The following is a 21,341-nucleotide window of genomic DNA, read 5'->3' on the forward strand; positions in this document are numbered from 1 at the left end:
GTGAGGGGTGAGGTTACAGCGGCACCACCCAGCCGACGACGCCGCCCAGGGCCACCCCCGCGGCATCTCCCGGGCGCAGCGCAGGGGTCCCGGTGACCTCGATCGCCACTGTGACCGGCGCTTCACCAGGGCCCGGCTCCAGCTCGACCCGGACCAGGCTGTGCGCCCCGGACGGCCGGACCTGGGTCACGGTGCCGCGGGCACCGGGGTGAGCGTCGGCGTCGTTGGGGTCGTTCCAGGAAGCGGTGGCGCGGGTGCCGTGGGTCTCGTGCCTGGTGGCAGCGGCCTCGGTGGTGAGCTGGAGCGACTCCTGCCGCGGCATCAGCAGCCCCCGGCCTTCCGGGGTGTCCTGCGGAACCGGGATCCGGCCCAGGGGCGAATGGTGAGCTCCGGCGCGGACCACCCCGGGGACCTCGTTGAGTCCACCGAGGATCCGGTTCACCGCCGGCGAGGCCGGCTGGTGGTGGATCTGGGCCACCGGGGCGTGCTGCAGGATCCTCCCGTGGTCCAGGACCGCGATGGTGTCCGCCAGGACGGCGGCCTCACGCCGGTCGTGGGTGACCAACACGATGGTGGGGCGCAGCTGCTCCCGGATGGAGTCGATGAGGTCGTACATGTCCTCGCGCAGCCGCAGATCCAGCGAGCTGAAGGGTTCATCCAGCAGCAGGATCCTGGGCTGCCGGGCCAGCGCACGAGCCAGGGCGACCCGCTGCTCCTGCCCGCCGGAGAGTTCCCCAGGCATCCGCCGGGCGAACTCGCCCAGCTGCACCAGCTCCAGGTACTCCCGGGCCTGACGTCGCGCCTCGGCCTTGGGGCGTCCCGCCATCCGGGCGGCGAAGGCCACGTTGTCCACCACGCTCAGATGCGGGAACAGCAGCGGGCGCTGGAACATCAGCCCGGACTCGCGGTGCTCGGCGTCGAGGGCGGTGACGTCCTCACCGTCGATCAGCACCGTGCCCGCGGTGGGGTCCAGCAGGCCGGCCGCGATGCGCAGCAGCGTGGACTTCCCGCTCCCGGAGGCGCCCAGCAGCGCCACACAGCTGCTCTCCGGGACGGTCAGCGTGATGTCATCGAGCACCTGCTCGGTGCCGAAGCGTTGGGAGATGGACTCGAAGCTCAGGCTCGAACTCATTGCGGGCTCCTTCTATGCCGGCCCGAGCGGGCCAGGAGGATCAGCAGGATCACGGGCGGGGCGATCATCGCCAGGGACAGTGCGGCGGTGAGCTGCTCGCCCCCGGTGGTGGAGGCGGCCGAGCCCAGCAGCATCGGCAGCGTGCGCAGCTGACCACCCCCGATGAGCACCGTGGTGATGTAGTCGCTCCAGCCCACCAGGAAGGCGAGGAACCCGGCGCGGGCGATCGCCGGTGCCAGCAGCGCCATCCGCACGCTGAGCAGCACCCGGGTGGGGGAGGCGCCCAGGGTGCGGGCCACCTCCTCGAAGCGCCAGTCGTAGGAGGCCAGCGCGACGTGGAACATGTAAGTGGTGTACGGCAGCGCGGTGACCGTGAGCACGATCAGCACCGCGGCGAAGGTGGGCACCCGGGCGGTGAGCAGCAGCACGTTCGCGCCCATGACCAGGGCGAAGGGCGGGATCGCCAGCGGGGTCAGCAGGATGAATCCCAGGATCCGGGCCGGGGTGCGCGGAAGCTGGCGCAGCCCGAAGGCGGCCAGGGCGCCCAGCGCGGTGCCGGTGATCGCCACGCCCAGGCCCAGGGCCGCCGAGCGCAGTCCCGCCTGCAGGACCTCCGGGGTGGCCAGGCTGGTCAGCGCCTGGACGGACCAGGACTCTGGCAGCACCGCCGGTGCCCGCCATTCTCCGGCCACGGACCACAGCGCCACCGGGACCAGCGGCAGCAGCACCCAGATCAGCAGCGCCGCGCCCAGGACCACGGGGATGACCCGCCGTGGGGATAGTGCGGCACGTGGTCGCCGGGAACCGGTGCGGGCGGGCGCACTGGCGAGCGCGTTCATGACCCGGCTCCTGACCGGCGGCTCGAGCGGAGCGGGGAGGGGTGTTGCGAGTGGCGTCCCGAGCGGCGGCGTGACCGGCGGCGCGAGCCGCGGGCAAGCAGGGCCAGACCCAGCACCGCCAGCCCGATCACGGCGACGGCGATCCCCACCGAGGTCAGGGCGGTGGCCATCGCCTCCGGGCGTGCGGCCAGGTCCACCGAGCCGAAGAGCCGCACGGCGCGCACCGAGAGCGGCTCCGGGGCCACCGGGCCCAGCAGCCAGGGCGCCTCATAGGAGCCGAAGGTGTAGACGAACACCACCAGCCCGGCCACGCTCAGCGGGAGTCGGGCCAGTGGGAGGATCACGTGGAGGATCCGCTGCCGGGCTGAGGCGCCCAGGGTCGCGGCGGTCTCGCTCAGCGCTGCCGCCGAGCGGGAGATCCCGCCGAGCACCACCAGGGCGACGAAGGCGGACTCCTTCCACGCGAACTCCAGGATCGCCGCGGTCCACCAGTCGGTGCCCACCAGCTGCGGGAACCCCTCGGGCATGCCAAACAGCCGGGCCAGGAACCCGGCATCGGTGAGGAGCAGCCCGATGGCACCCGATGCCACCAGGTGCGGGATCGGGATGGTGGCCGCGCTCAGCGCCGCGACCAGCCGACCTCCGCGGCCCGCAGTGAGCGCATAGGCGGCGATCAGAAACCCGAGGACGACGGCGAGCAGGGTGGAGGTCGCCGCGATGTAGAGGGAGACCCCTGCCGATTCGGCGAGGGCCCCGCCGTCGGTCCAGGCCGCGGTGCTGAACTCCGGGTCCCCGAAGAGCGGCAGGAGCCCCAGGCTCTGCAGCAGCGCCGTGAGCAGGGCGGCGCCGAGCACCAGGACCACCAGCAGCACCGCGGGTGCCGCGAGCAGCGCGGCCCGGCTCAACGCCGTGCCACGGATTCTCGCCAGGCCTCATCCAGGGCGGGGACCCAGTCGAAGTCCAGCTCCGGATGCGCATTGCCGGAGAGCTCCGCGTAGTCCGGCACCACCGGGGAGCTGGGCAGCTCCTCGAAACGGGTGCGGTCCTCGGGATCCAGTCGGTCGGCGTCGAGCACGGTGAACTGGCCCCAGACCTCCGGGTCCGCCTTGATCGCCTGCTGATCTGGGGACATGGCAAGGTTCGCCACCGCCATAGCCCCGGCGGCGTCCTGCGCGTTGGCCGGGATCGCCAGGAAGCTGGCGTTGCCCACTGTGCCCTCCTCCACCGGCATGATCCGGGTGGAGTCCGGCAGCGCACCGGAGTCCACGAGCTCGGTCAGCCGTGCCGGACCGTAGGTCATCCCGATGTCCACCTGGCCGTCGTTGAACAGCTGGTTCAGCGCCTGTTCATCCCGCGGGTAGGTGGCACCTTCGCGCCAGAGCGAGGGGGCAAGAGCCTCCAAGGTCTCGATTGCGGCGGGGGAGTACTCATCGAAGTTCTCCTCGCTGAACTCCAGCGGGATCTCCTCGGCGCCGCCGGCCTGGGAAATCATCACCTCGCGGAGGAAGACGCTGCCGGTAAAGTCCGGGGGAGCGGGGTAGCTGAACCGGCCGGGGTTCGCCTCGGCCCACTCGAGCAGCTCCGGCAGTGAGGACGGCGGCTCGGCCACGGTCTCCGAGTTGTAGAAATAGCTGAACTGGGCCTTGTGCCAGGGCGCCTCACAGCCCTCCACCGGGGTGCCGAAGTCGTCGGTCAGCAGCGGGTCCTCGGGGTCGGTGAACTCCATATTGGGCAGCATCTCGGTCCAGCCGCAGCGCCACGCCTCGGCCTGGCGTCCGGTGCTGAAGGTGGGCCCGTTGACCCAGACCAGATCCACCGAGCCGTCCTGACGCCCGGCCTGCTGCTCATTGAGCACTCGGTTCAGCGCGTCGGCGGTGTCGGTCACCGGGACCCGGCGCAGCGTGACGCCAAGCTCCGCCGCCGCCGGTGCCAGCTCCTCATCCACATAGGCGTTGCCCTGCTCATCTCCGCCGTACATCCACAGGTCCACGGTCTGACCCTCAGCGGCCTCCAGCGCGGCGTCGAAGTCGGCGAACTCTGCGGTCTCGATGGCGGCCCCGCTGGCGCAGGCCGAGAGCAGCATCGCACCGGCTGCCACCGAGGCGAGCGTCACCCGGCGGCTCCGCCGGCGGGTCAGTGGTCTATGACGGGTCATCGGTTCCTTCTGAGCTGGGGTCGGCGCTGGCGTAGGGTCATGGGGTGAACGAGATCGAGCCTGAGAGCCAGCGCGTGCCGGCCGCGCGCGGCCAGGCCCCTGGTGCTGATGGCGAGGCTCCAGGGCCGGGTGGCGAGGCGCCCGTTGCGGGTAGCACGCACCGCCGGGCGGTGGCCAAGGCGGTGGTGCTGGGGATCGCGCTGGTCCTCTTCACCGTGGCCGCACTGGTGCTGCCGATCCCCAGCGTGGATCAGATGCGCAGCACCGTGGCGGAGGCCGGCTGGTGGGGGCCCCTCGGGTTCGGAGCGGCCTACGCCGCGCTGACCCTGGCCCCGGTGCCCAAGAACGTGCTCTCCATCGCCGCCGGGGTGCTCTTCGGCTTCGGGCCCGGACTGCTGATCGTCTACACCGCCGCGATGGCTGGCGCCGCCGGGGCCTTCTGGCTCGGACGCGCCCTGGGCCGGGAGGCCGTGGAACGCTTCACCGGCACCCGGGTGGTCAAGGTCGAAGACGTCCTGCTGCGCCACGGCTTCCTCGCGGTGGTCGGGGTGCGGCTGGTGCCCGTGCTGCCGTTCACCGCGATCAACTACTCCGCCGGGCTGACGAATCTCGGCTGGTGGCCCTACTTCCTGGGCACGCTGATCGGCATCATCCCTGGCACCGCGAGCTACCTGGCCCTGGGCGCCTTTGGCTTCCAACCGGGTCTGCAGGCCGAGCTCGCGTTCGCGGTGCTGGTCCTGCTGACCCTGGCCGCGATCGCCTACCTGCTCCGCGCTCGCAGGCGGCGAGGCGACGCAGATGTTTGACGCCCGGCTGCGCGCCCGACTGGCCCCCGCACTGGACACGACGGCGGGATGGCTGGATGTGCCCTGGGTGACGCCGAACCGGCTCACCGGGCTGAACCTGATCGCGGGTCTGGCCAGCGCGGTGCTGGCCGCGACCCAGCTGTGGGTTCCGGCGCTGCTCATGTGGCTGCTCTGTCGCGTGGCCGACGGTCTGGACGGGCCGCTGGCGCGGCGTCGTCGTGCGCAGGGTTCTGCGCAGGGGTCAGCCCAGGATTCAGGCGCGGGCTCATCGGCGAGCTCCGGCCAGGGCGGGTTCTTCGACATCTGCGCGGACTTCATCGTCTACGGCGCCACCGTGATCGGCGTGGCGATCGGCACCACCGCGGCCTTCGACGCCCCCTGGCTGCCGTTCCTGCTGGTGCTCTTCGCCTACTACATCAACGGCGGCGCGTTCCTGGCGTTCTCCTCCATTGCGGAGAAGGAAGGCAAGACGCTCGACGACGGACGCTCGCTCTCCTTCCTCGGCGGACTCGCCGAGGGCGGGGAGACGGTCCTGGTGCACAGCCTCTGGCTGATCTTCCCGGCCGCCGCGGTGTACATCGCGAGCGTCTGGGCGGTGCTGGTGTGCCTGAGCGCGGCTCAGCGCATCGTGGCGGGCTTTCACGCGCTGCGCTGAGCCCGGTCACCCTGGGCTCGGTCTGGGGCGTCGCTCCGAGCTTGGTCCTCGGTTCGGGCCTCGGTTTGGTCCTCGCTTCCGGCGCGCTCCGGGGCTCGGGTCTGCTCTCGGGTTGCGTGGTTGTCCCGGTAGCGGGCCACGGCGGCCAGCCCCCGGGTGAGCGTCTTGACCACGGGGGAGCCCAGCGCCTGCCGGGCATGGACGATGGCCGCGTTCCACAGCGCATCGTTATAGGTCGGGTAGGCGTGGGTGACACCGGCGAGCTGCCGGGTGGTCATCTTCTGCGCGACGGCGAGCGAGAGCTCACCCAGCGATTCCCCTGCCCGCGGGCCCACGATGGTGCCGCCGAGGATGCGTCCGCGCCGATCGATCACCAGCCGGACGAAGCCCTCGCGGGATTCCTCGGTCACGGCGCGGTCGGTGTCCTCCAGGGAGACCGTGGAGGTGGTCATCCCAGGCCCGGTAGCCTCGGTGAGCCCCACGGCGGCGACCTCCGGGGAGGTGTAGGTGATCCGCGGGACGGTCTGGCTGATGCTGCGGCGCAGACCCAGCACCGCGTTGGATGCCGCGGTGCTGGCGTGCACGCCGGCGAGGTGGGTGAACTTCGGGTGCGTGGTGACGTCCCCCGCGGCCCAGACCGAGCGGTTGGAGGTGCGCATCGAGTCATCCACCAGCACCTGACCGCGCTCGTCGAGGTCCACCCCAAGGTGCTCCAGGCCCAGGGAGGCCGTGCGTGGGGTCCGGCCGGTGGCGATCAGGATGACCTCTGCCTTGAGCTCGCGTCCGGCGCTGGTGGTGATCAGGGAGACGGGTGGGTTCTGGCTGGCGTCACCCTGGCGGACCGGAGCCTGCCGGATGACGCTTGCCTCGTCCTCGTCGATGACCTGCACCCCGTCACGCTCCAGGCTGGCCTGCACCAGGGCGGCGGCGTCGCGGTCCTCCTTGGGCAGCAGCCCGGAACGCGCCAGGATCGTCACCTGAGAACCGAGCCGGGCGAAGGCCTGCCCCAGCTCACATGCGATGGGACCCCCGCCGAGCACCACCATTCGGGCAGGCAGCGAGGTCAGATCCCAGACGGTGTCCGAGGTGGCGGTCTGTGCCGCATCCAGGCCCGGGATCGAGGGCACGGCAGGCGCGCTGCCGGTGGCGATGAGCGCCCTGCGGAACCGCACCGGGCGCCCGTCGATCTCCGCCTCACCGGGACCGGTGAACCGGGCATGACCATGCAGCACGCTCACTCCGGCGCGCTCCAGCGCCTCCGGAGAGTCCTCAGGCTCGATCGTGGCGATGGTGTCGCTGACCCGCTGACGCACCTGCGCGAAGTCCGGTTCCGAACCGTCGGTCTCCCGGGCCTGGGCAGCACGCGCCGCGGCGGAGAGGATCGTCTTCGAGGGCACGCAGCCGGTCCATAGGCAGTCGCCTCCGGTGCGGTGGGCTTCGACGAGCACGGTCCGGGCGCCCAGCTGCGCGGCGGTCTTGGACCCCACGATCCCGGCAGTGCCGCCGCCGATGACCAGCAGGTCGATCGGGTGATCCATAAACGGGTCCTTTGCGCAGGTCAGGTGGGAATGAGGCAAGCTTAGGGGCGCTGATTCGAGCGGTCTGTAAACCAGGACACGTTCCTGTATGACCTGAATGAGTACAGTCAGAGGGACCGCCGAGACGCGGCTCAGATCAACAGTGGCATCTCAACAGTGCCATCGTACGGGGAAGGAGCAGGCCCATCGAGAAGTACAGCGCCTTCGCGCCACTCTATGACCTGCTCTCCGCCGAGTACCCCGTCTACGGGGCGGGCCGGGCGCTCTTGATCGAGCTGCTGGAGCTGACCGCGGGGGAGCAGGTGCTGGATCTCGGATGTGGCACCGGAATGAACTTCCCGCTGCTGCAGGACCAGGTGGGTCCGAACGGGCGGATAGTCGGGATCGACCGCAGCGCCGACATGCTCGCGCAGGCCCGGAAGAAGGCCACACGCCAGGGCTGGGACAACGTGATCCTGATCCAGGCCGACGCCACCGCCCTGGATCCCGCGGAGATCTCCGCCCAGATCACGCGCGCCGGGGGACAGGCGCTCTCGGATGCGGCGCTGACCACCTACGCGCTCTCCCTGATGCAGCCCTGGCAGGACGCCTGGACGCATATGCGCATGCTCACCGCGGAGCAGGCCCGGCTGGGCGTGCTCGACATGCAGCGGCCCACCGGAGCAAGCTCAGTGCTGACACCCCTGGCGCGGATCGCGTGCTGGATGGGCGGGGCTGACATCGACGCCCACCCGTGGACAGCCCTGGAACGCGACTGCACCGACGTCCGTACCGCCTCCGCGCGCGGCGGACACCTGCAGGTCCGGGCTGGGGTGAAGCCGTCCGACGCCGCGACCTCCCACAACTGAGGCACGTCCTACTCAGGGACATCCCACCCGAGGAACCAGGAGCCGCCACCATGACCGAGCACCGCGAGGCAGCACATGCCGATCAGGACTTCGCAGGGCTGAAGGCGGTGTTCTTCAACTGCACGCTCAAACGCAGCCCCGAGCTGAGCCACACCTCAGGGCTGGTGGAGCTCAGCGCCGGACTGATGCGCGGGCAGGGGGTGGAGGTGGAGATCATCCGGCCGATCGACCATCCGATCGCCACCGGGGTGTACCCGGACATGACCGAGCACGGATGGGAGCAGGACGCCTGGCCCGAGATCTTCGAGCGGGTGCAGGCGGCCGACATCCTCGTCATCGCCGGGCCGATCTGGCTCGGGGACAACAGCTCGGTCACCAAACAGGTGATCGAACGGCTCTACGCGATGTCCGGGATGACCAACGACGCCGGCCAGTACATCTACTACGGCAAGGTCGGCGGGGCACTGGTGACCGGCAATGAGGACGGGGTCAAGCACTGCGCCATGAACATCCTCTACAGCCTGCAGCACATCGGCGTGACCATCCCGCCGGCTGCCGATGCAGGATGGATCGGGCCGATCGGTCCGGGTCCGAGCTACTTGGACCCCGGCTCCGGGGGCCCGGAGAGCGACTTCACCAACCGCAACACCACGTTCATGGCATGGAACCTGATGCATATGGCGAAGCTGCTCCGCCAGGCGGGCGGGGTCCCGGCCTGGGGCAACGTCCCGGAGCAGTGGAACTCCGGGAAGGACCTCGGGCTGGACCCGAACCCGGAATACCGCTGAGATCCGGGCAGCGGGGGAGCCCCGGAGCTCAGGCCCCGAAGCTCAGGCCCCGAAGCTCAGGCCCGGCGGGTCAGCGCCAGCTCGATCTCATCGGCGCGGACCGTGCGGTCCACCGAGGAGTCCTGCGAAGCTTCATCGGCCCAGTCGGTGAGCAGGGCGCAGTACTGGGCGTAGAGCTCGGGGACCCAGACGTCGGTGGTGGCGTCGGGCCAGGCGTCGCGGGCGAGGTTCGCGGCGACGTCGCGGTCCAGGCTGAGCAGCTTCGGCTCGGCGGCCGCACCCTGGGCGAAGTAGAGGAACTTCGTGGAGAAGGCCGGGCCGAACCAGGGGATCCGACCGGCGCCGTCGTCGCTGGTCAGGATGCTGAAGGCGGCCTTGGCGGAATCGCCGTCACGCACCGAGTTCCACGCGGTGACGAGCAGCTCGGAGGCCTCCTCGCGGTGCGAGGCGAAGTTGTCCAGCCGGTGGTGCAGCCGGGGAGCCTTGAGTCCCAGGCCCCAGGAGAGCGAGTAGTAGAAGAGTTGGAAGGCGTTCTCCGGGGTGCGCTCGCGGTCGCCGATCTCGAAGACGTCGCGGCGTGCTAGGGAGACCCGGTCCAGGCTGCCGAGCATCCCGGTCAGGGTGGGCAGGTCGCGCTTGGCAAGCTCCGCGCGCCAGCGGGCGGCGTCGACGTCGACGCCGTGCTTCATCACCGCATTCGGGCCGGGCAGGGCGTGCAGGATGTCCTGGGGAAGTCGTGCGTCTTCAATGATCATGGACCAACCCTAATGGGCCTAGCCGGGCGCCGCGCCCACCGGATGCCTCACGCCGCCTTCACATGTGCCCGCTGGGTGCTGGCCCGGCCCTGCCGCAGCACGAGCACCAGTCCGATGATTGCGACCACGATCACCGCGTATTGGAAGAGGGCCAAGACTGCGAAGGGCGTGGCCGCGCCGGTGGATGCCCCGGCGACGAAGGTTCCGAAGTCCCAGAAGGCGTGGATCAATATGCAGATCACCAGGGTTCCGGTGACTCGGCGCACCACGTAGAGCGCGGTGCCGATGGCGAAGGCGAAGACCATCTGTTGCAGTGTGGCGGCCGCCGACTGCCCGAAGAAGAGGTTGATTGCGTGCAGCAGGGCGAAGAGCAGCGAGCTGAAGAACCATACGCCCACCTCACCGAAGGAACCTCGCAGCCCCACCACGGCGACCCCGCGCAGGGTCAGCTCCTCCCCGAAGCCCACCAATAGGGTGCCCAGTGCGAGGGTGAGCACCAGTCGGGCCTCCACACCTTCGAAGCCGTGGCTGAGCAGATTTCCCAGCGCCGTGAGCACGATCAGGACCGGCAGCACCAGCAGCCAGCGGGGCCCCGTGGGAGTATCGCGCAGCGCGGGCCCCCACCATCCCAGCCAGTAGGTGACTGCGGCGGTGAACAGTGAGGCCAGCGCGACCGGTAGGACGATGCCTTGCATCGCACTGGCCGCAGTAGACCCGACTGTCTCATAGTCGGTGCCGGTGAAGAACCAGGTGGCCCCCATGATCGCGGCGTAACCCACGACGACGGCGACCGCGATCCATGCCTGTGGTTGGACCCGCATGACTGCCTCCCCCTGAAGCTGAGCCAAGATGTACTGCGCCTGCTCAGAATGGTCCTACCGGGGACGGAGGCAGACAATCTCTGATGAGCTGTCTGTTTATTGAGGGCTGTGGCACCCAGTGTTCCCTTAGGCGGCCCGGCTTGCCACACTGAGCAGATGAAGCGATATCTCGATCCGCTGACGCCGGATCTGGCGCGGGCGGCGCGTGCCCTGACCCAGGTCTCGGTCGAGGAGATCAGCGAGGCGGCCGGTCTAGAGGTCGCGCGGGTCCGGGACTTCGAGCATCGCGGGTTCGCGCTGGATCCCGGATCCAGCCGGAGGCTGCGCGTGGCGCTGGAGGCCTTCGGCGCCGTCTTCTTCGCCGAGGATGATCAGGGTGGCTATGGGGTGCGGCGCAAGCACAACGCCGACAGGACCCGCCAACTCACCCGGTGGGAGAGCGAAGGCGGTCCCGCCTACGAGGATGACATCTGAGCGACCTTGGCTCAGCGATGTCGGGCCAGGAATACGAGGGCTGCTGGGATCGTGAGGCAGATGTAGAGGAACGCGCTCAGACCCAGTGCGGAGTCGATGCCTGACCCCGGACTAACCTCCTGGTCGGTGCTGAATTCCAGGGCAAGCACACCGAGAGTGGCGATTCCCATTCCAGCACCCAGGGCGAAGGCGCTCTCCTGGATGGCGCCTGCATCTGCGGTGCGTGTGGTGGGAGCGGAGCTCATCAGGGCGTTCGAGGCTATTGCCATCACCGCGCCGGCGCCGAGACCCAGCAACATCAAGCTCGCCGCTTGGGCGGTCTGGGGCAGCGAGATCAGCAGCAGCGGACCCAGCGTCGTACAGATGAACCCTGTGGTCAGCAGGTGCGGCTCGGAGATCCACCGCTTCAGGCATGGACTCAGCACTCCGCCGAGGACGCTGGCCGCCGCCAGGGGCAGCAACATCACGCCTGCCTCGAGGGCGGACCGCCCATCAACAAGCTGGAGCTGCTGGGTGAGCAGGTACAGGGTGCCATTGAAGAGTCCTGTGGTGGCCGCGATGCTCAGTGCTGCGACCGCGAGTACCGGGTTCTTGAACAGCGCCACGTCCAGATACGGGCGGTGCAGTCGAGCTTGACGGAGGCAGAAAGCAGCAACGGCGACGGCGCCTGCCACAAGGAGGGTCGGAGCGAACCAGGTGGAGTCGTCCCGGGGCAGTGACTTCAGTGCCAGAATCACCGCTGCTATCCCGATCGTCGAGGACCCGATGCTGAACGGATCCAGGCCTGGAGGACGAGGGTTCCTCGATTCAGGGAGCACCAAGACGGCTGCGATCAGGCACAGCCCGAGCACCGGTGCGTTGATCCAGAAGACCCAAGCCCAGGTCAGGCGGTCCACCAAAAGTCCGCCCAGCAGTGGTCCGAGACCGACTCCGGCACTGAAGCTGGAGACCCACAGGCCGTAGGCGAAGGCTCGCGACCTCACGGTGGGGAATGAGACGCGGATGATCGCCACCGTGGCCGCGATGAGCAGGGCGGATCCGACCCCTTGCCCGATGCGTCCGATGATTAGCGTCGCAGGGTCGGTGGCGATCCCCGCGACAAGGGCGCTCGCCACCGCCGCGGTGAGCCCGGCCAGGTAGATGCGCTTCCTCCCGTAACGGTCAGCCAGGACCGCACTAGGGATGACCGCGATACCTGTGGAGAGGGCGTAGGCGTCGGCAGTCCAGAGCGCTTGCACCGGATTCAGCTCCAACTGTGCGGTGAGTTCGGGCAGCGCGACGGCGACCTTCGTCAGATCGGTCCCGCCGACGAGCAGCACCACAGTGAATGTGGCCAAGATTCCAGTCAGACGTGCCAGCGAGATCGGCGGTTCGTGCTGTCGGGGGCTGGGGGAGATCACGGTATGAGGCATGGACTCAGTGCATCGGACAGGGAATCCTGCGTCCAGGTTCATATAGTGACGATGATCGTGCAGTATGAGTGCATGATCGATTCGCGTTTGCAGCTTCTGATCGCCGTGAGCGAGTACGGAACGGTGACGGCCGCGGCGGAGGTGTTGTTCCGCAGTCCCTCGGGGGTTTCGCGGCAGATCAAGCAGCTCGAGGCGGAGATCGACCTGGACCTCCTCGAGCACGAGGGGCGCCGGGTGAAGCTCACCCCGGCAGGTCAACGGTTGGTCGAGCACACCCGGGCCTTGAACGCTCAGTGGGAGTCAGCGCTCAGCGACACCGCTTCGGCTGCCACGCAACTATGCGGCCCCGTGTCCATCGGCGGTTTCGCCACCGTTCTGACCTCGATCGTGACCCCAGCCGTGGTGCGGCTGCGCAAGGATCACCAGATGCTGCGGCCCATGGCCAAGGAGATCTACTCACAGGAGATCACCCGAGCACTCGAGACCGGTGCGATCGATGTGGGCCTCTTCGTCGCGGACGAATCCATGAGTCGCCTTCCTGCCTATATTGAAGTCGCCGGGTTCATGGACGATCCGATCGACCTCCTGGTGCACCAGTCTCACCCCTTCGCGGCGCGGGATGAGGTGCGGCTGGAGGAGGCGCGCGATGAGGAATGGGTCACCGGGCTGCCGCACCAGGACTCCTATAAGGAGCTCTACGCGGCGACGCGCTCAGCCGGATACGCTCCCCGCGCAAGCCATTACGCACAGGACCTCACCGCGACGGCTGCCCTTGTGGCCGCAGGACTGGGTATTGCGGCGGTCCCCCGACTCGCGCAGGAGATCTCTCATCCCCGGGTGCGTCGCATCCCGCTGGCGGGGGAGCACCGTCCGCACCGCCGCATCATGCTCACGTTTCGGGCCGGCTCACGGGGCAATCCGCGGATCGATTCCGCGATCGCTGCCCTAGAGCACGCCCGCCCCAGTTACCTGCGCTGAGGTCGGAGCGTGCGGACGGGTAGGCGGTGGCCATTAAGCTGAATCTGTCCGGCACACCTGATGGTGAGGAGTCCTGTGGAGGCGCAGCTGCAACAGCTTGAGACGGCGGTCACCCGCCTGGCTGCTGATCAGCCGTTCGTGCTCTCCTGGGAGATCCGCCCGATCGGCACCGGTGAGGTCATCGGCGGGGGCCCCACCCGCGCCGTCGCCTCCTTCAGCACCCGCAAGGTCAGCGTGCTGCTGGCCTGCCTGGCCCTGGTGCAGACCGGAGAGCTCAGCCTCGAAGGCCGCTGGGTGATCACCGAGGAGATGAAGGACGGCGTCCAGGCTGGCATCATGCGCAACCTCTCCGTCGGAATCTCCCTGAGCCTGCGCGACTGCCTGCTGCAGATGATGAGCACCTCGGACAACATCTGCACCCAGCTGGTCTTCCACGCGATCGGCTCCGTCCGCCCCGACTCGCTGCAATGGGTCAACGACTACTGCGCCTGGACGGGCCTGCACGCCACCGTGCACCGCGAGATCTTCCCCCGCACCGGCGACCTCACCTGGGGCCACTCCCTGGACACCCTCACCACGACGACGGCGCAGGATCAGTCCCGCTTGCTGGAGAAGCTCGGCCGGGGGTGCCAGGGTGACGCCGCCGCTGCGGAGCTGCTGCTTTCCCAAGAGCTCTGTGCGTTCGCCCGCGAGGCGATGCTGGGGATCTTCACCCCGGCGCTGGGTGTGGCCTGCACCGGTGTCCGGTTCGCGGAGAAGAACGGACGCGGACTGCGCAGCCTTTCCCAGGTGGGACTGGCACTCTCCGGAGACGGTGTTCCGCTCGCGGCGGTGGCGGCCTACGCCGAGAACATCCCGACTCAGCTGCCCTCCGGGGTCCCTGGGCGGGTGGCGGTCTTCGACCTGTTTGCTGCGCTGGGACTCGCGGTGGAGGAGTGGTCGCATGGTCGCTGAGGTGGAGAGGGTGACCCTCGACGAGTGCGCGGTGGCGTATCCGCACATGCGCTTCACCGTGGCTGCCGCCGGCTCGCCCGGGGTGGTCGCTGAGTCTCGAGCGGAGGAGCCGCATGATCTTGCAGGGATCGGCAAGCTTCTGTTCGGGCTCACCTTGGCCCAGCTCGGCGAGGCGGGAGCGGGCTTCTTCGAGCGGGCCATCACGGTGACCGCAGATCACCGCGCCGCCGCACGCACCGGCACGCTGCGCCTGATGAGCGGGGATCTGGAGCTCAGCGTGGATGATGCGCTGAACCTGGTCTTCTCCACCGGCGACGGCGCCTGCGTGCTCGCGCTGCGGGACGTCGTTGATGCTGAGGGCGTGGACCTCTTCGCCCAGGCCTGTGAGGTCTCTGCGGTGCTGGGTCTCGACTCGGTGCGGCTCACCGGGATCGAAGCCGATGCCTCCTGGGGTGAGGGACTGCTGGGGCAGACCACGACGGCCGCCACGGTACAGCTGCTGCGCCTGCTCGGCACCCCTGGGGATCTCGCATCGGGTGCGGAGAGCGATTCATCACGGGCCTGGGGTGTCTCCTCCGCGATGCTGCGACGGGTCTCCGGTTGGATGGGCAAGGTCTTCGAGCCCGCCGGACTGGCCTCGGCACTGCCCGGGTATGGTCCGCGCCGAGTGCCGCACCAGACGCTGTCCGGCTGGGAGCTCACGGCTGCCGGCGCGGAGCGCGGATACAGCTCGGTCCTGTCTCTGCCCAACCAGGCTGGGGAGTGGGTGCACGTGGCGGCCCACCTGCCGCCGTCGTCGGCGGGTGTCGTCTCTCCGCGGGACGTCTCCGCCGTGCTCGGGACCCTGGGCCTCGCGGCCTACCACTCAGCAAGCCGCTGAGGGTGCGCCTCGGTAGACTCCATCCATGCGCCGAGCCCTGAACCTGTGTGTCCTTGCCGCAAGTCTGGGGCTCATCATGCTGACCGGAATTCTTCTGGTCACCGGCACGTGGGGAATCGAGTTGGGGTGGGGGCCTGCTCTGGCGTTGCTGGGTCTTGCACTGTGTGCCGTATCCGCCCTGGTGGGGCTGCGGGGATCTAGCCGGCGCCTGGGTAATGCAGAGGAAATCACCAGGTGACACCCATACGTTGGAGTCAGGTGCCAAATTCATTCGGGTACTGACAACGATTCGATGTGAGGAGTCACATGCTGACCACACTGCACAATCTCGGTTTCCGTTCGGAGCACGCCTACAACGCTGCGCTCGCCTCGGTTGCGCTGTCCTTCGGCAGCTGGACCGTCTCCCGCTTCAAGAAGGATGACTCCAAGCCGCAGGCTGATCGCTGGGGCATCTTCGTAGGCCACTGGGCCCCCACCTTCTTCGGTTTGGGTCTGGCGCTCTCGCAGTATGAGAACAAGGGCAAGAAGCGCTGATTCCAGCATTTCTCTCAAGGGGCACCGCCGATCATCGGCGGTGCCCCTTTTGCATGCCTGACGAATTCTTCTTGGTATAGATATTTCCATTCGGGGGTTTCATTGAAATTCTCAATCCGTAGACTCGAGGGATGCTGAAGAAAGCACAACGATTTCTTGCAGGCATCGCCGCCGCGCTGCTCATCGGGTGGTTCGTGCAGCTGTTCTTCGGCGGTGAATGGATCGGCCAGCAGTGGCTCTCTAGCTCGGCCACGGTGACCACGGTCCTCGCGGGGCTGCTGCACATGCTCAAGCCCTCCACGGAGGGCGAGGATTCAGACGACGAGTACCGGGACCCGGCGCGGGAGAGCGCATCCTCGGGTGCCATCGACCCCACGTCTCAGCCGGTCGGCTTTGGTGGGGATCCGCTCGGGCGCTGGTGGCGCCGGCAGACCTGAGGGCCTGAGGTGTCGTTGAGCCCGACCTGGCGCGCGAGTCCTGTTATGGAAGTGCGTACGAGTATCGTCTTTACGTAATAACGTGACTCGGCTAGCCTGAAGCCATGGCCGAACATGACAGTTTCGAGGGGCTGGCCGAGCGTCTCACGCAGGTGGAGGAGCGGCTCGCCGCACTCGAATCCTCCGAATCGGCGGGATTGACGTCCTCATCCACGGATCACCACGAGGTCTTCTGGGCACTCGAGGGGCTCAAGCAGCGCGTCCAGGATGGCTCCGGCGCGGTGCTGATGACCGGCGCGGCCACGGTGCCCAAAGGTGAGCACGTGCAGTGGCAGATGCAGAGCTCGGTGCAGGAGATGTTCGAGACCGACTTCGGCTCCCGCGCGGAATCCCTCTCGGCGCTGGCGCACCCGGTGCGACTCCAACTGCTCCAGCGGCTGCTCACCGATGCCTCCTCCGTGGAGGAGATTCGCGAGGCCGGAGATTTCGGCACCACTGGGCAGGTCTATCACCATCTGCGGCAACTGGTCGCCGCAGGCTGGGTGGCTTCGCGCGGCTCCGGCCGCTATGAGGTGCCACCGGCCCGGATCGTGCCGCTGCTGGTGATCCTGCTCGGAGTGGACCGCTGATGCGCCGTGCGATCTCCCGGTTGAAGCCGCTCTGGCTGGTTCCCATTCTGCTCGGAGCGCTGCTGGGAGTCCTCGGCGTCCTCGATGTGGTGCCAGACTTCGTCGCCGCCGTCCCGCCGCCCGTGATCGTCACCGCGATCGCCCTGGGTGTGGTGCTCTTCGCCGTCCACCCCAGAGCCGAGGCCCATCAGCCGCACCGGATGGCGGCGCCCGTCCGTGGTCGCTGGGCTGCGCTGAACACACCCGGTCAGCAGCTCCCAAGCCATGGCTCCAGGTTCCTGGGGCAGTACGCCGCCGTCGACATCTTGCGCCCGACCACCCCGGCGACCCCTGCCAAGCTTCGCAAGGCGTGGCGAAACTCCACGCCCCAGGAGTATCCGAGCTTCGGGGAGGCGGTGTATGCGATGGCGCCGGGTGTGGTCACGGCCACTTGGTCGCGGTCACGGGATCACCGGGCGCGAAACACCTGGCAGAGCCTGGTGTTCATGCTCGTCCTGGAGGGTTCACTGCGCTCGGTCGCCGGACGGGCGGCACTGCTGGGCAATCACGTGATCGTCCGACACGCCGATGGTACCGCCGCCGTCTACGCCCACCTTCGGAGGGGCGGCGTAGCGGTGCAGAAGGGGCAGCAGGTGGGAGTCGGGAATCAGCTTGGGGAGGTCGGCAACACCGGGAACTCCTCAGAGCCACACCTGCACGTGCACCTGATGGATCGTGCGAACCCCAATGCGGCCGCAGGTCTGAAGATGACCTGGACGGACATCACCCGGTCCGAAGAGATCGAGCCGTCCCTGGCAGAGATCGCGAAGCAGCCCGAACCCAACGCCGTGCTGAGCATGCCGCGCAACGGGGAGATCTTCGAGGCCTGACCCGGGGAGCGGGGTTGAAGCCGGGGCCGACGTCGGCCTTGGGCGGAGATCCTCATCGCTGGGGCGCAAACGGTTGGAATCTCCCCGGCGACAGGCGTCAAAGCACCCGTTCTCGCCCCAGGAATGCGTGCCGCGCAGTTCACGTACCGGCGTCACGTGTCCTAGCCCGGTCTGATCGGTGGCGCGGTGTCACCGCCGGGCCCACCCGCACCGTGCACCGGTCGGGCGTTCGGCGGGGGTTCACCGACCTCGTCTACGGTGTGGCCGCTGCACGCGGTCTTGGTGACACTGGCCCGCTGGATGCGCGAAATGGTGAACCATCGCATGGCATCACGCGACCGGCACCACCCCACGAGGTGCCACTGCCCGTTCGTGGAGGCGAAGAGCACCGGCTCGACGTCGCGAGTCGTCGTGGCACCCTCTCGCGAGGTGTAGCGGATTCTGACGACGCGCTGCTCGGACATCGCCTCCTCCAGGGCTGACCTGATGGCGCGTGAGCTGAAGGGAGGCGTGTTGACCCAGACGCGACCCGCCAGCTCCTCGGCGCGCACCCGGGTCCTGGGATCGAGGACGTCGAGGATCTTCTGAACCCCGGCTCCCGCCAGATCGGAGTAGGGAGCTTCGGGTGCCGCGGACACGGCCGCCAGCAGGGCGACCGCCTGCGACGCGGACAGCGTGACAGGCGGCAGGGACGCGCCCACGGCCAATCCGTAGCCACCGCCCGGACCTGGACGCGACCAGACGGGTGCTCCGCTGCTCTCGAGCGCCGCGAGGTCCCGCTTCACTGTCCGCACGGAGACCCCGAACTCTCGCGACAGCCGCTCCGCGGAACACCCGCGAGTCCCGTGACGACGCAGCATCTCGGAGAGCGCATGCAGCCGCTCGGCTCGCTTCACCGGGTCGTCCAGATCAAATTCATGACATAGATAGTGACACACCCCTGTCCATCTCGGCTATGAAACTGGTGGCATGACACCGAATACAGAGAATCCGCCCATCATCCTCATCGCCGGTCACTGGCTGGGCGCCTGGGCCTGGGACGAGGTCCTTGAACACCTCAACACCAGCCAGCTCCACGCCCTCGCGATCACATTGCCCGGTCTGGAGAGCGAGGATCCACAGCGCACCGCAGCGACCCTCGACGATCAGGCCGCCGCCATCCAGGACGTCATGACCCAGGCCGGAGCCTCCAGGGACAGGCCCGCAGTGATCGTGGCGCACAGCGGGGCCAACGCCCCCGTCAGCCTGGTCCTCGACCGTAATCCCGACCTCACCCAAAAAGTGGTGTGGGTCGACTCCGGGCCGGTGGCCCCCGGGAGCAGCTTCGCCCCAGACCTCCCCGAGTCCGTGACGGAGCTGCCGCTGCCGCCCTTCGATGCCCTCGCCGAGCAGGCCAGCCTGGAAGGCCTGAGCGCCGAGGTCCTTGAACGTTTCCGGGCCCGGGCTGTTCCTGAACCTGCTCCGGTGCTTCGGGAGTCGGTCGCGCTCAGCAACGAGGCCCGCGGAAGGATCCCCACCACGTTGGTGTGCTGCTCGCTCCCGGGGGCGCAGGTCCTGGAGCTGGCCCGCACCGGACACCCCATGTTCGCCGAGGTCACGACGCTCGAGGACCTCGACGTCGTCGATCTTCCGACGGGGCATTGGCCCATGTGGAGCCGTCCCCGAGATCTCGCCGAGGTCATCGCGAGGGCGGCTTCGCAGACCCGCGGCGCTGACCGCACGGCCTGAAACAGGTCAGCTGAGTCCGGCCGGCGAGTCCGGCCGGCGAGTCCGGCCGGCCCGGCCCACCGGAGCAGACCCGCGCCGTCGTCGTCGTTGATATCCGGCGCTCTGCCTGTGCTGACCCCGACGCGTGTGGTGTCATAGGCCCATAGGTGATGACGAACCACACGCAGCGACGAACCACAAGCAGCGACGAACAACAGGAGTGAACCATGCGGGCAATCTGGTCTGGCGACGTGTCCTTCGGCCTGGTGACGGTGCCGATCAAGCTGTATTCGGCCACCCGCAGCCATGATCTGTCCCTGCATCAGGTCCACGACGACGACGGCGGCCGGATCCGCTACGAGCGGCACTGCGAGGTCTGCGGCGAGAAGGTGGACTATAAGGACATCGACAAGGCCTATGACTCCGGGGAATCCACAGTGATCCTGACCAAGGAGGAGCTCGGGGAGCTGCCCGCGGACGACTCCAAGGAGATCGCGGTGGAGCAGTTCGTGCCCGAGGACCAGATCGACTCCATGGAGCTGGACAAGTCCTACTACCTGGAGCCCTCGGGGAAGTCCGCGAAGGCCTATGTGCTGCTGCGCCGGACCCTGGAGGAGTCCTCCAGGGTGGCCATCGTGACGTTCACGCTGCGCTCGAAGACCCGGCTCGGGGTGCTGCGCGTGCGCGGGGATGTGATCGTGCTGCAGGGGCTGCGCTGGGCCGATGAGCTGCGGGACCCGGAGTTCGACGTCCCGAAGTCCCGGCTGACCAAGAAGGAACAAGAGATGGCCAGCTCGCTGGTGGACTCCTACGCCGAGGACTTCGACCCGGAGCGGTTCAAGGACGAGTACCAGGATCAGCTGCACACCCTGGTGGAGGAGAAGCTCGCCCACGGCGAAGACATCGACACCGAGGCGACCTTCGGCGAGGTCGAGGATGACGAGGAGGGCGACGGCAACGTCATCGACCTGATGGAGGCGCTGAAGCAGTCCGTGGACTCCCGGCGGAAGAGCACGGGCAAGGGCTCCGGAGACTCCGGGCAGGAGAAGTCCGGCAGCAAGAAGACGCAAGCGGCTAAGAGCTCAGGCTCCAGCCAGAAGAAGAAGGCCAGCTGAGACGCAGGAGCCCGGTCAGCGCACCGGACGCGAGGGCGGCTGCTTCGTGGTGAAGGTGATCGTGATCCAGCTGTGCGGATCATCGCCGTCCAACTGGGTCCGGGTCTCATCGCGCACCCGGTCCCAGTCCTCCAGGGACCGAAGCCCCTGATCCTCCGGGACATAGAAGACGACGTCGACGGTGCGCGCTCGGCCCTGCTGGGAGGCATAGACCCGGTAGTCGGAGAATCCTTCAGCCTCGGCGACGTCCTGAGCGGCTGTCTCCGCGCGTGCCTTGAGCTCAGGCGGGGTGACCAGGGAGATCTCGGCCACGGCCTTGCGCAGGGTGGCGAAGGGCATCGGCAGCAGGATCAGGGCGACCACCGCCAACACCGCCGGGTCCACGTAGGGCATGGCCCACTCCGCCTCGGTCCCGTCGATGAGCATCCCGATCAGGAACGCCGCCAGCAGCGCCCCGGTGACGCCGCCGGCCATGATCCAGCCCTTGACGTCCATCGCGACCAGGGCGGAGTCGATCTTCTTATTGGCGCGGTGTTCGATGAGTGCGATGACCAGGCACAGCACTGCCACGACGGCGGCGTAGAGGACCGCCGGGCCGAATTCGACCTCGCGGCCGCCGGAGGTCAGAGCGGCGATGGCCTGGAACAACGCGTAGGTGGCCACCGACATCATCAACAGAGCATTCACCGCCAAGAGCATCGGCTCGAAATGCCAGAACCCCATGGTGAACCGGTCCTGGGTGCGCCGGGAGAGCGCGTTGGACGCCGACTTCGCGATCAGCCCGGCCAGGGTGATGGACACCACGGACATCACCGCGTCGACCAGTGAGAAGACGCCGTCAAAGAGGATCGCGAAGGATCCCGACACGAGACCGAACCCGATTCCGAGGGCTGAGACGATCAGGATTCCGATGAGGGAGACCTTCAGAGTCTGCTGTTCCGTGCGCATGAAGAGTATGGGCCTTTCGAGGGGCGGGATGGTCGCGGGGTGCACCGCTACTCTATTGCGGCAGTCG

At 68.3% G+C, this 21,341-nt stretch carries 25 protein-coding genes; 15 read left to right on the forward strand and 10 right to left on the reverse strand.

The features are described from left to right. Positions 1-13: 13 nt before the first annotated feature. From HNR11_RS08615 to HNR11_RS08630, 4 genes are read right to left on the reverse strand one after another with little or no spacing between them, the layout of a single operon-like run. Positions 14-1,132 carry an ABC transporter ATP-binding protein gene (locus HNR11_RS08615; RefSeq protein ID WP_179441951.1) on the reverse strand — a complete coding sequence of 373 codons (1,119 nt, stop codon included), beginning with the start codon at positions 1,130-1,132 and terminating at the stop codon, positions 14-16. Further along, positions 1,129-1,971, reverse strand: coding sequence for an ABC transporter permease (locus HNR11_RS08620; RefSeq protein ID WP_179441952.1), 843 nt, complete (start codon positions 1,969-1,971; stop codon positions 1,129-1,131). The genes HNR11_RS08615 and HNR11_RS08620 overlap by 4 nt, the downstream gene beginning before the upstream one ends. Next, positions 1,968-2,876 carry an ABC transporter permease subunit gene (locus tag HNR11_RS08625; protein WP_179441953.1) on the reverse strand — a complete coding sequence of 303 codons (909 nt, stop codon included), beginning with the start codon at positions 2,874-2,876 and terminating at the stop codon, positions 1,968-1,970. Before HNR11_RS08625 ends, HNR11_RS08620 begins: the two co-directional genes overlap by 4 nt. After that, the gene (locus HNR11_RS08630) at positions 2,873-4,126 is read right to left on the reverse strand and encodes an ABC transporter substrate-binding protein (protein ID WP_179441954.1); all 1,254 of its coding nucleotides are present in this window, start codon (positions 4,124-4,126) and stop codon (positions 2,873-2,875) included. The genes HNR11_RS08625 and HNR11_RS08630 overlap by 4 nt, the downstream gene beginning before the upstream one ends. A gap of 44 nt (positions 4,127-4,170) precedes the next feature. Between HNR11_RS08630 and HNR11_RS08635 the strand changes: the two genes are divergently transcribed. Beyond that, positions 4,171-4,932 (forward strand): VTT domain-containing protein, encoded by a 762-nt coding sequence (locus tag HNR11_RS08635; RefSeq protein WP_179441955.1) that lies wholly within the window; start codon positions 4,171-4,173, stop codon positions 4,930-4,932. After that, the gene (locus HNR11_RS08640) at positions 4,925-5,587 is read left to right on the forward strand and encodes a CDP-alcohol phosphatidyltransferase family protein (protein WP_179441956.1); all 663 of its coding nucleotides are present in this window, start codon (positions 4,925-4,927) and stop codon (positions 5,585-5,587) included. The genes HNR11_RS08635 and HNR11_RS08640 overlap by 8 nt, the downstream gene beginning before the upstream one ends. Here the strand turns inward: HNR11_RS08640 and HNR11_RS08645 are convergent. Continuing rightward, complete coding sequence (locus tag HNR11_RS08645; protein WP_179441957.1) at positions 5,572-7,125, reverse strand: dihydrolipoyl dehydrogenase family protein; 1,554 nt, start codon at positions 7,123-7,125, stop codon at positions 5,572-5,574. The genes HNR11_RS08640 and HNR11_RS08645 overlap by 16 nt on opposite strands. 266 nt (positions 7,126-7,391) lie before the next feature. Here HNR11_RS08645 and HNR11_RS08650 point away from each other — a divergent pair, with 266 nt between their 5' ends. Both HNR11_RS08650 and HNR11_RS08655 read left to right on the forward strand, forming a co-directional pair. After that, positions 7,392-7,973: a class I SAM-dependent methyltransferase gene (locus tag HNR11_RS08650; protein ID WP_218849675.1), complete on the forward strand. Its 582-nt coding sequence runs from the start codon at positions 7,392-7,394 to the stop codon at positions 7,971-7,973. A gap of 50 nt (positions 7,974-8,023) precedes the next feature. Then, positions 8,024-8,761 (forward strand): flavodoxin family protein, encoded by a 738-nt coding sequence (locus HNR11_RS08655; protein ID WP_179441958.1) that lies wholly within the window; start codon positions 8,024-8,026, stop codon positions 8,759-8,761. A 56-nt stretch (positions 8,762-8,817) separates the two neighbouring features. Here the strand turns inward: HNR11_RS08655 and HNR11_RS08660 are convergent, their stop codons facing one another. Both HNR11_RS08660 and HNR11_RS08665 read right to left on the reverse strand, forming a co-directional pair. Then, entirely contained in the window at positions 8,818-9,516 is a 699-nt protein-coding gene (locus HNR11_RS08660) for an 8-oxoguanine DNA glycosylase OGG fold protein (protein ID WP_179441959.1), read from the reverse strand. A 47-nt stretch (positions 9,517-9,563) separates the two neighbouring features. Next, positions 9,564-10,337 (reverse strand): CPBP family intramembrane glutamic endopeptidase, encoded by a 774-nt coding sequence (locus HNR11_RS08665; protein ID WP_179441960.1) that lies wholly within the window; start codon positions 10,335-10,337, stop codon positions 9,564-9,566. A 156-nt stretch (positions 10,338-10,493) separates the two neighbouring features. On the opposite strand from HNR11_RS08665, the gene HNR11_RS08670 reads away from it, so the two are divergent. Beyond that, entirely contained in the window at positions 10,494-10,811 is a 318-nt protein-coding gene (locus HNR11_RS08670; protein WP_179441961.1) for a hypothetical protein, read from the forward strand. An 11-nt stretch (positions 10,812-10,822) separates the two neighbouring features. Here HNR11_RS08670 and HNR11_RS08675 read toward each other — a convergent pair whose 3' ends face one another. Then, positions 10,823-12,148 (reverse strand): MFS transporter, encoded by a 1,326-nt coding sequence (locus HNR11_RS08675; RefSeq protein WP_179441962.1) that lies wholly within the window; start codon positions 12,146-12,148, stop codon positions 10,823-10,825. Positions 12,149-12,295: 147 nt separating this feature from the next. Here HNR11_RS08675 and HNR11_RS08680 point away from each other — a divergent pair, with 147 nt between their 5' ends. The 8 genes from HNR11_RS08680 to HNR11_RS08715 all read left to right on the forward strand — a co-directional run bounded on the left by HNR11_RS08680 (position 12,296) and on the right by HNR11_RS08715 (position 17,504). Beyond that, on the forward strand, positions 12,296-13,201 hold the full coding sequence (locus tag HNR11_RS08680) for a LysR family transcriptional regulator (RefSeq protein WP_179441963.1): 906 nt from the start codon (positions 12,296-12,298) through the stop codon (positions 13,199-13,201). A 75-nt stretch (positions 13,202-13,276) separates the two neighbouring features. Then, positions 13,277-14,155, forward strand: coding sequence for a serine hydrolase (locus HNR11_RS08685; protein ID WP_179441964.1), 879 nt, complete (start codon positions 13,277-13,279; stop codon positions 14,153-14,155). Further along, positions 14,145-15,035, forward strand: a complete 891-nt coding sequence (locus tag HNR11_RS08690; RefSeq protein ID WP_179441965.1) for a serine hydrolase — start codon at positions 14,145-14,147, stop codon at positions 15,033-15,035. The genes HNR11_RS08685 and HNR11_RS08690 overlap by 11 nt, the downstream gene beginning before the upstream one ends. Positions 15,036-15,060: 25 nt before the next feature. Continuing rightward, positions 15,061-15,273: a hypothetical protein gene (locus HNR11_RS08695; protein WP_179441966.1), complete on the forward strand. Its 213-nt coding sequence runs from the start codon at positions 15,061-15,063 to the stop codon at positions 15,271-15,273. A 68-nt stretch (positions 15,274-15,341) separates the two neighbouring features. Then, positions 15,342-15,569, forward strand: a complete 228-nt coding sequence (locus HNR11_RS08700) for a hypothetical protein (protein WP_179441967.1) — start codon at positions 15,342-15,344, stop codon at positions 15,567-15,569. A gap of 131 nt (positions 15,570-15,700) precedes the next feature. After that, positions 15,701-16,006, forward strand: a complete 306-nt coding sequence (locus tag HNR11_RS08705) for a hypothetical protein (protein ID WP_179441968.1) — start codon at positions 15,701-15,703, stop codon at positions 16,004-16,006. A gap of 104 nt (positions 16,007-16,110) precedes the next feature. Beyond that, on the forward strand, positions 16,111-16,635 hold the full coding sequence (locus HNR11_RS08710; protein ID WP_179441969.1) for a helix-turn-helix domain-containing protein: 525 nt from the start codon (positions 16,111-16,113) through the stop codon (positions 16,633-16,635). Further along, a complete protein-coding gene (locus tag HNR11_RS08715; RefSeq protein ID WP_179441970.1) occupies positions 16,635-17,504 on the forward strand; it encodes a M23 family metallopeptidase in 870 nt (289 codons plus the stop codon). The genes HNR11_RS08710 and HNR11_RS08715 overlap by 1 nt, the downstream gene beginning before the upstream one ends. Before the next feature lie 161 nt (positions 17,505-17,665). Here HNR11_RS08715 and HNR11_RS08720 read toward each other — a convergent pair whose 3' ends face one another. Beyond that, positions 17,666-18,400: a WYL domain-containing protein gene (locus HNR11_RS08720; protein ID WP_179441971.1), complete on the reverse strand. Its 735-nt coding sequence runs from the start codon at positions 18,398-18,400 to the stop codon at positions 17,666-17,668. Between the two features lie 73 nt (positions 18,401-18,473). Between HNR11_RS08720 and HNR11_RS08725 the strand changes: the two genes are divergently transcribed. Together HNR11_RS08725 and ku are read left to right on the forward strand one after the other, a co-directional pair. Beyond that, entirely contained in the window at positions 18,474-19,232 is a 759-nt protein-coding gene (locus HNR11_RS08725; protein WP_179441972.1) for an alpha/beta fold hydrolase, read from the forward strand. Positions 19,233-19,438: 206 nt separating this feature from the next. Next, complete coding sequence (gene ku, locus HNR11_RS08730) at positions 19,439-20,326, forward strand: non-homologous end joining protein Ku (RefSeq protein ID WP_179441973.1); 888 nt, start codon at positions 19,439-19,441, stop codon at positions 20,324-20,326. A 15-nt stretch (positions 20,327-20,341) separates the two neighbouring features. Here the strand turns inward: ku and HNR11_RS08735 are convergent, their stop codons facing one another. Then, complete coding sequence (locus tag HNR11_RS08735) at positions 20,342-21,274, reverse strand: cation diffusion facilitator family transporter (protein ID WP_179441974.1); 933 nt, start codon at positions 21,272-21,274, stop codon at positions 20,342-20,344. Positions 21,275-21,341: the final 67 nt, after the last annotated feature.

This window comes from Nesterenkonia sandarakina (genome assembly GCF_013410215.1).
Taxonomy (GTDB): Bacteria; Actinomycetota; Actinomycetes; order Actinomycetales; family Micrococcaceae; genus Nesterenkonia; species Nesterenkonia sandarakina.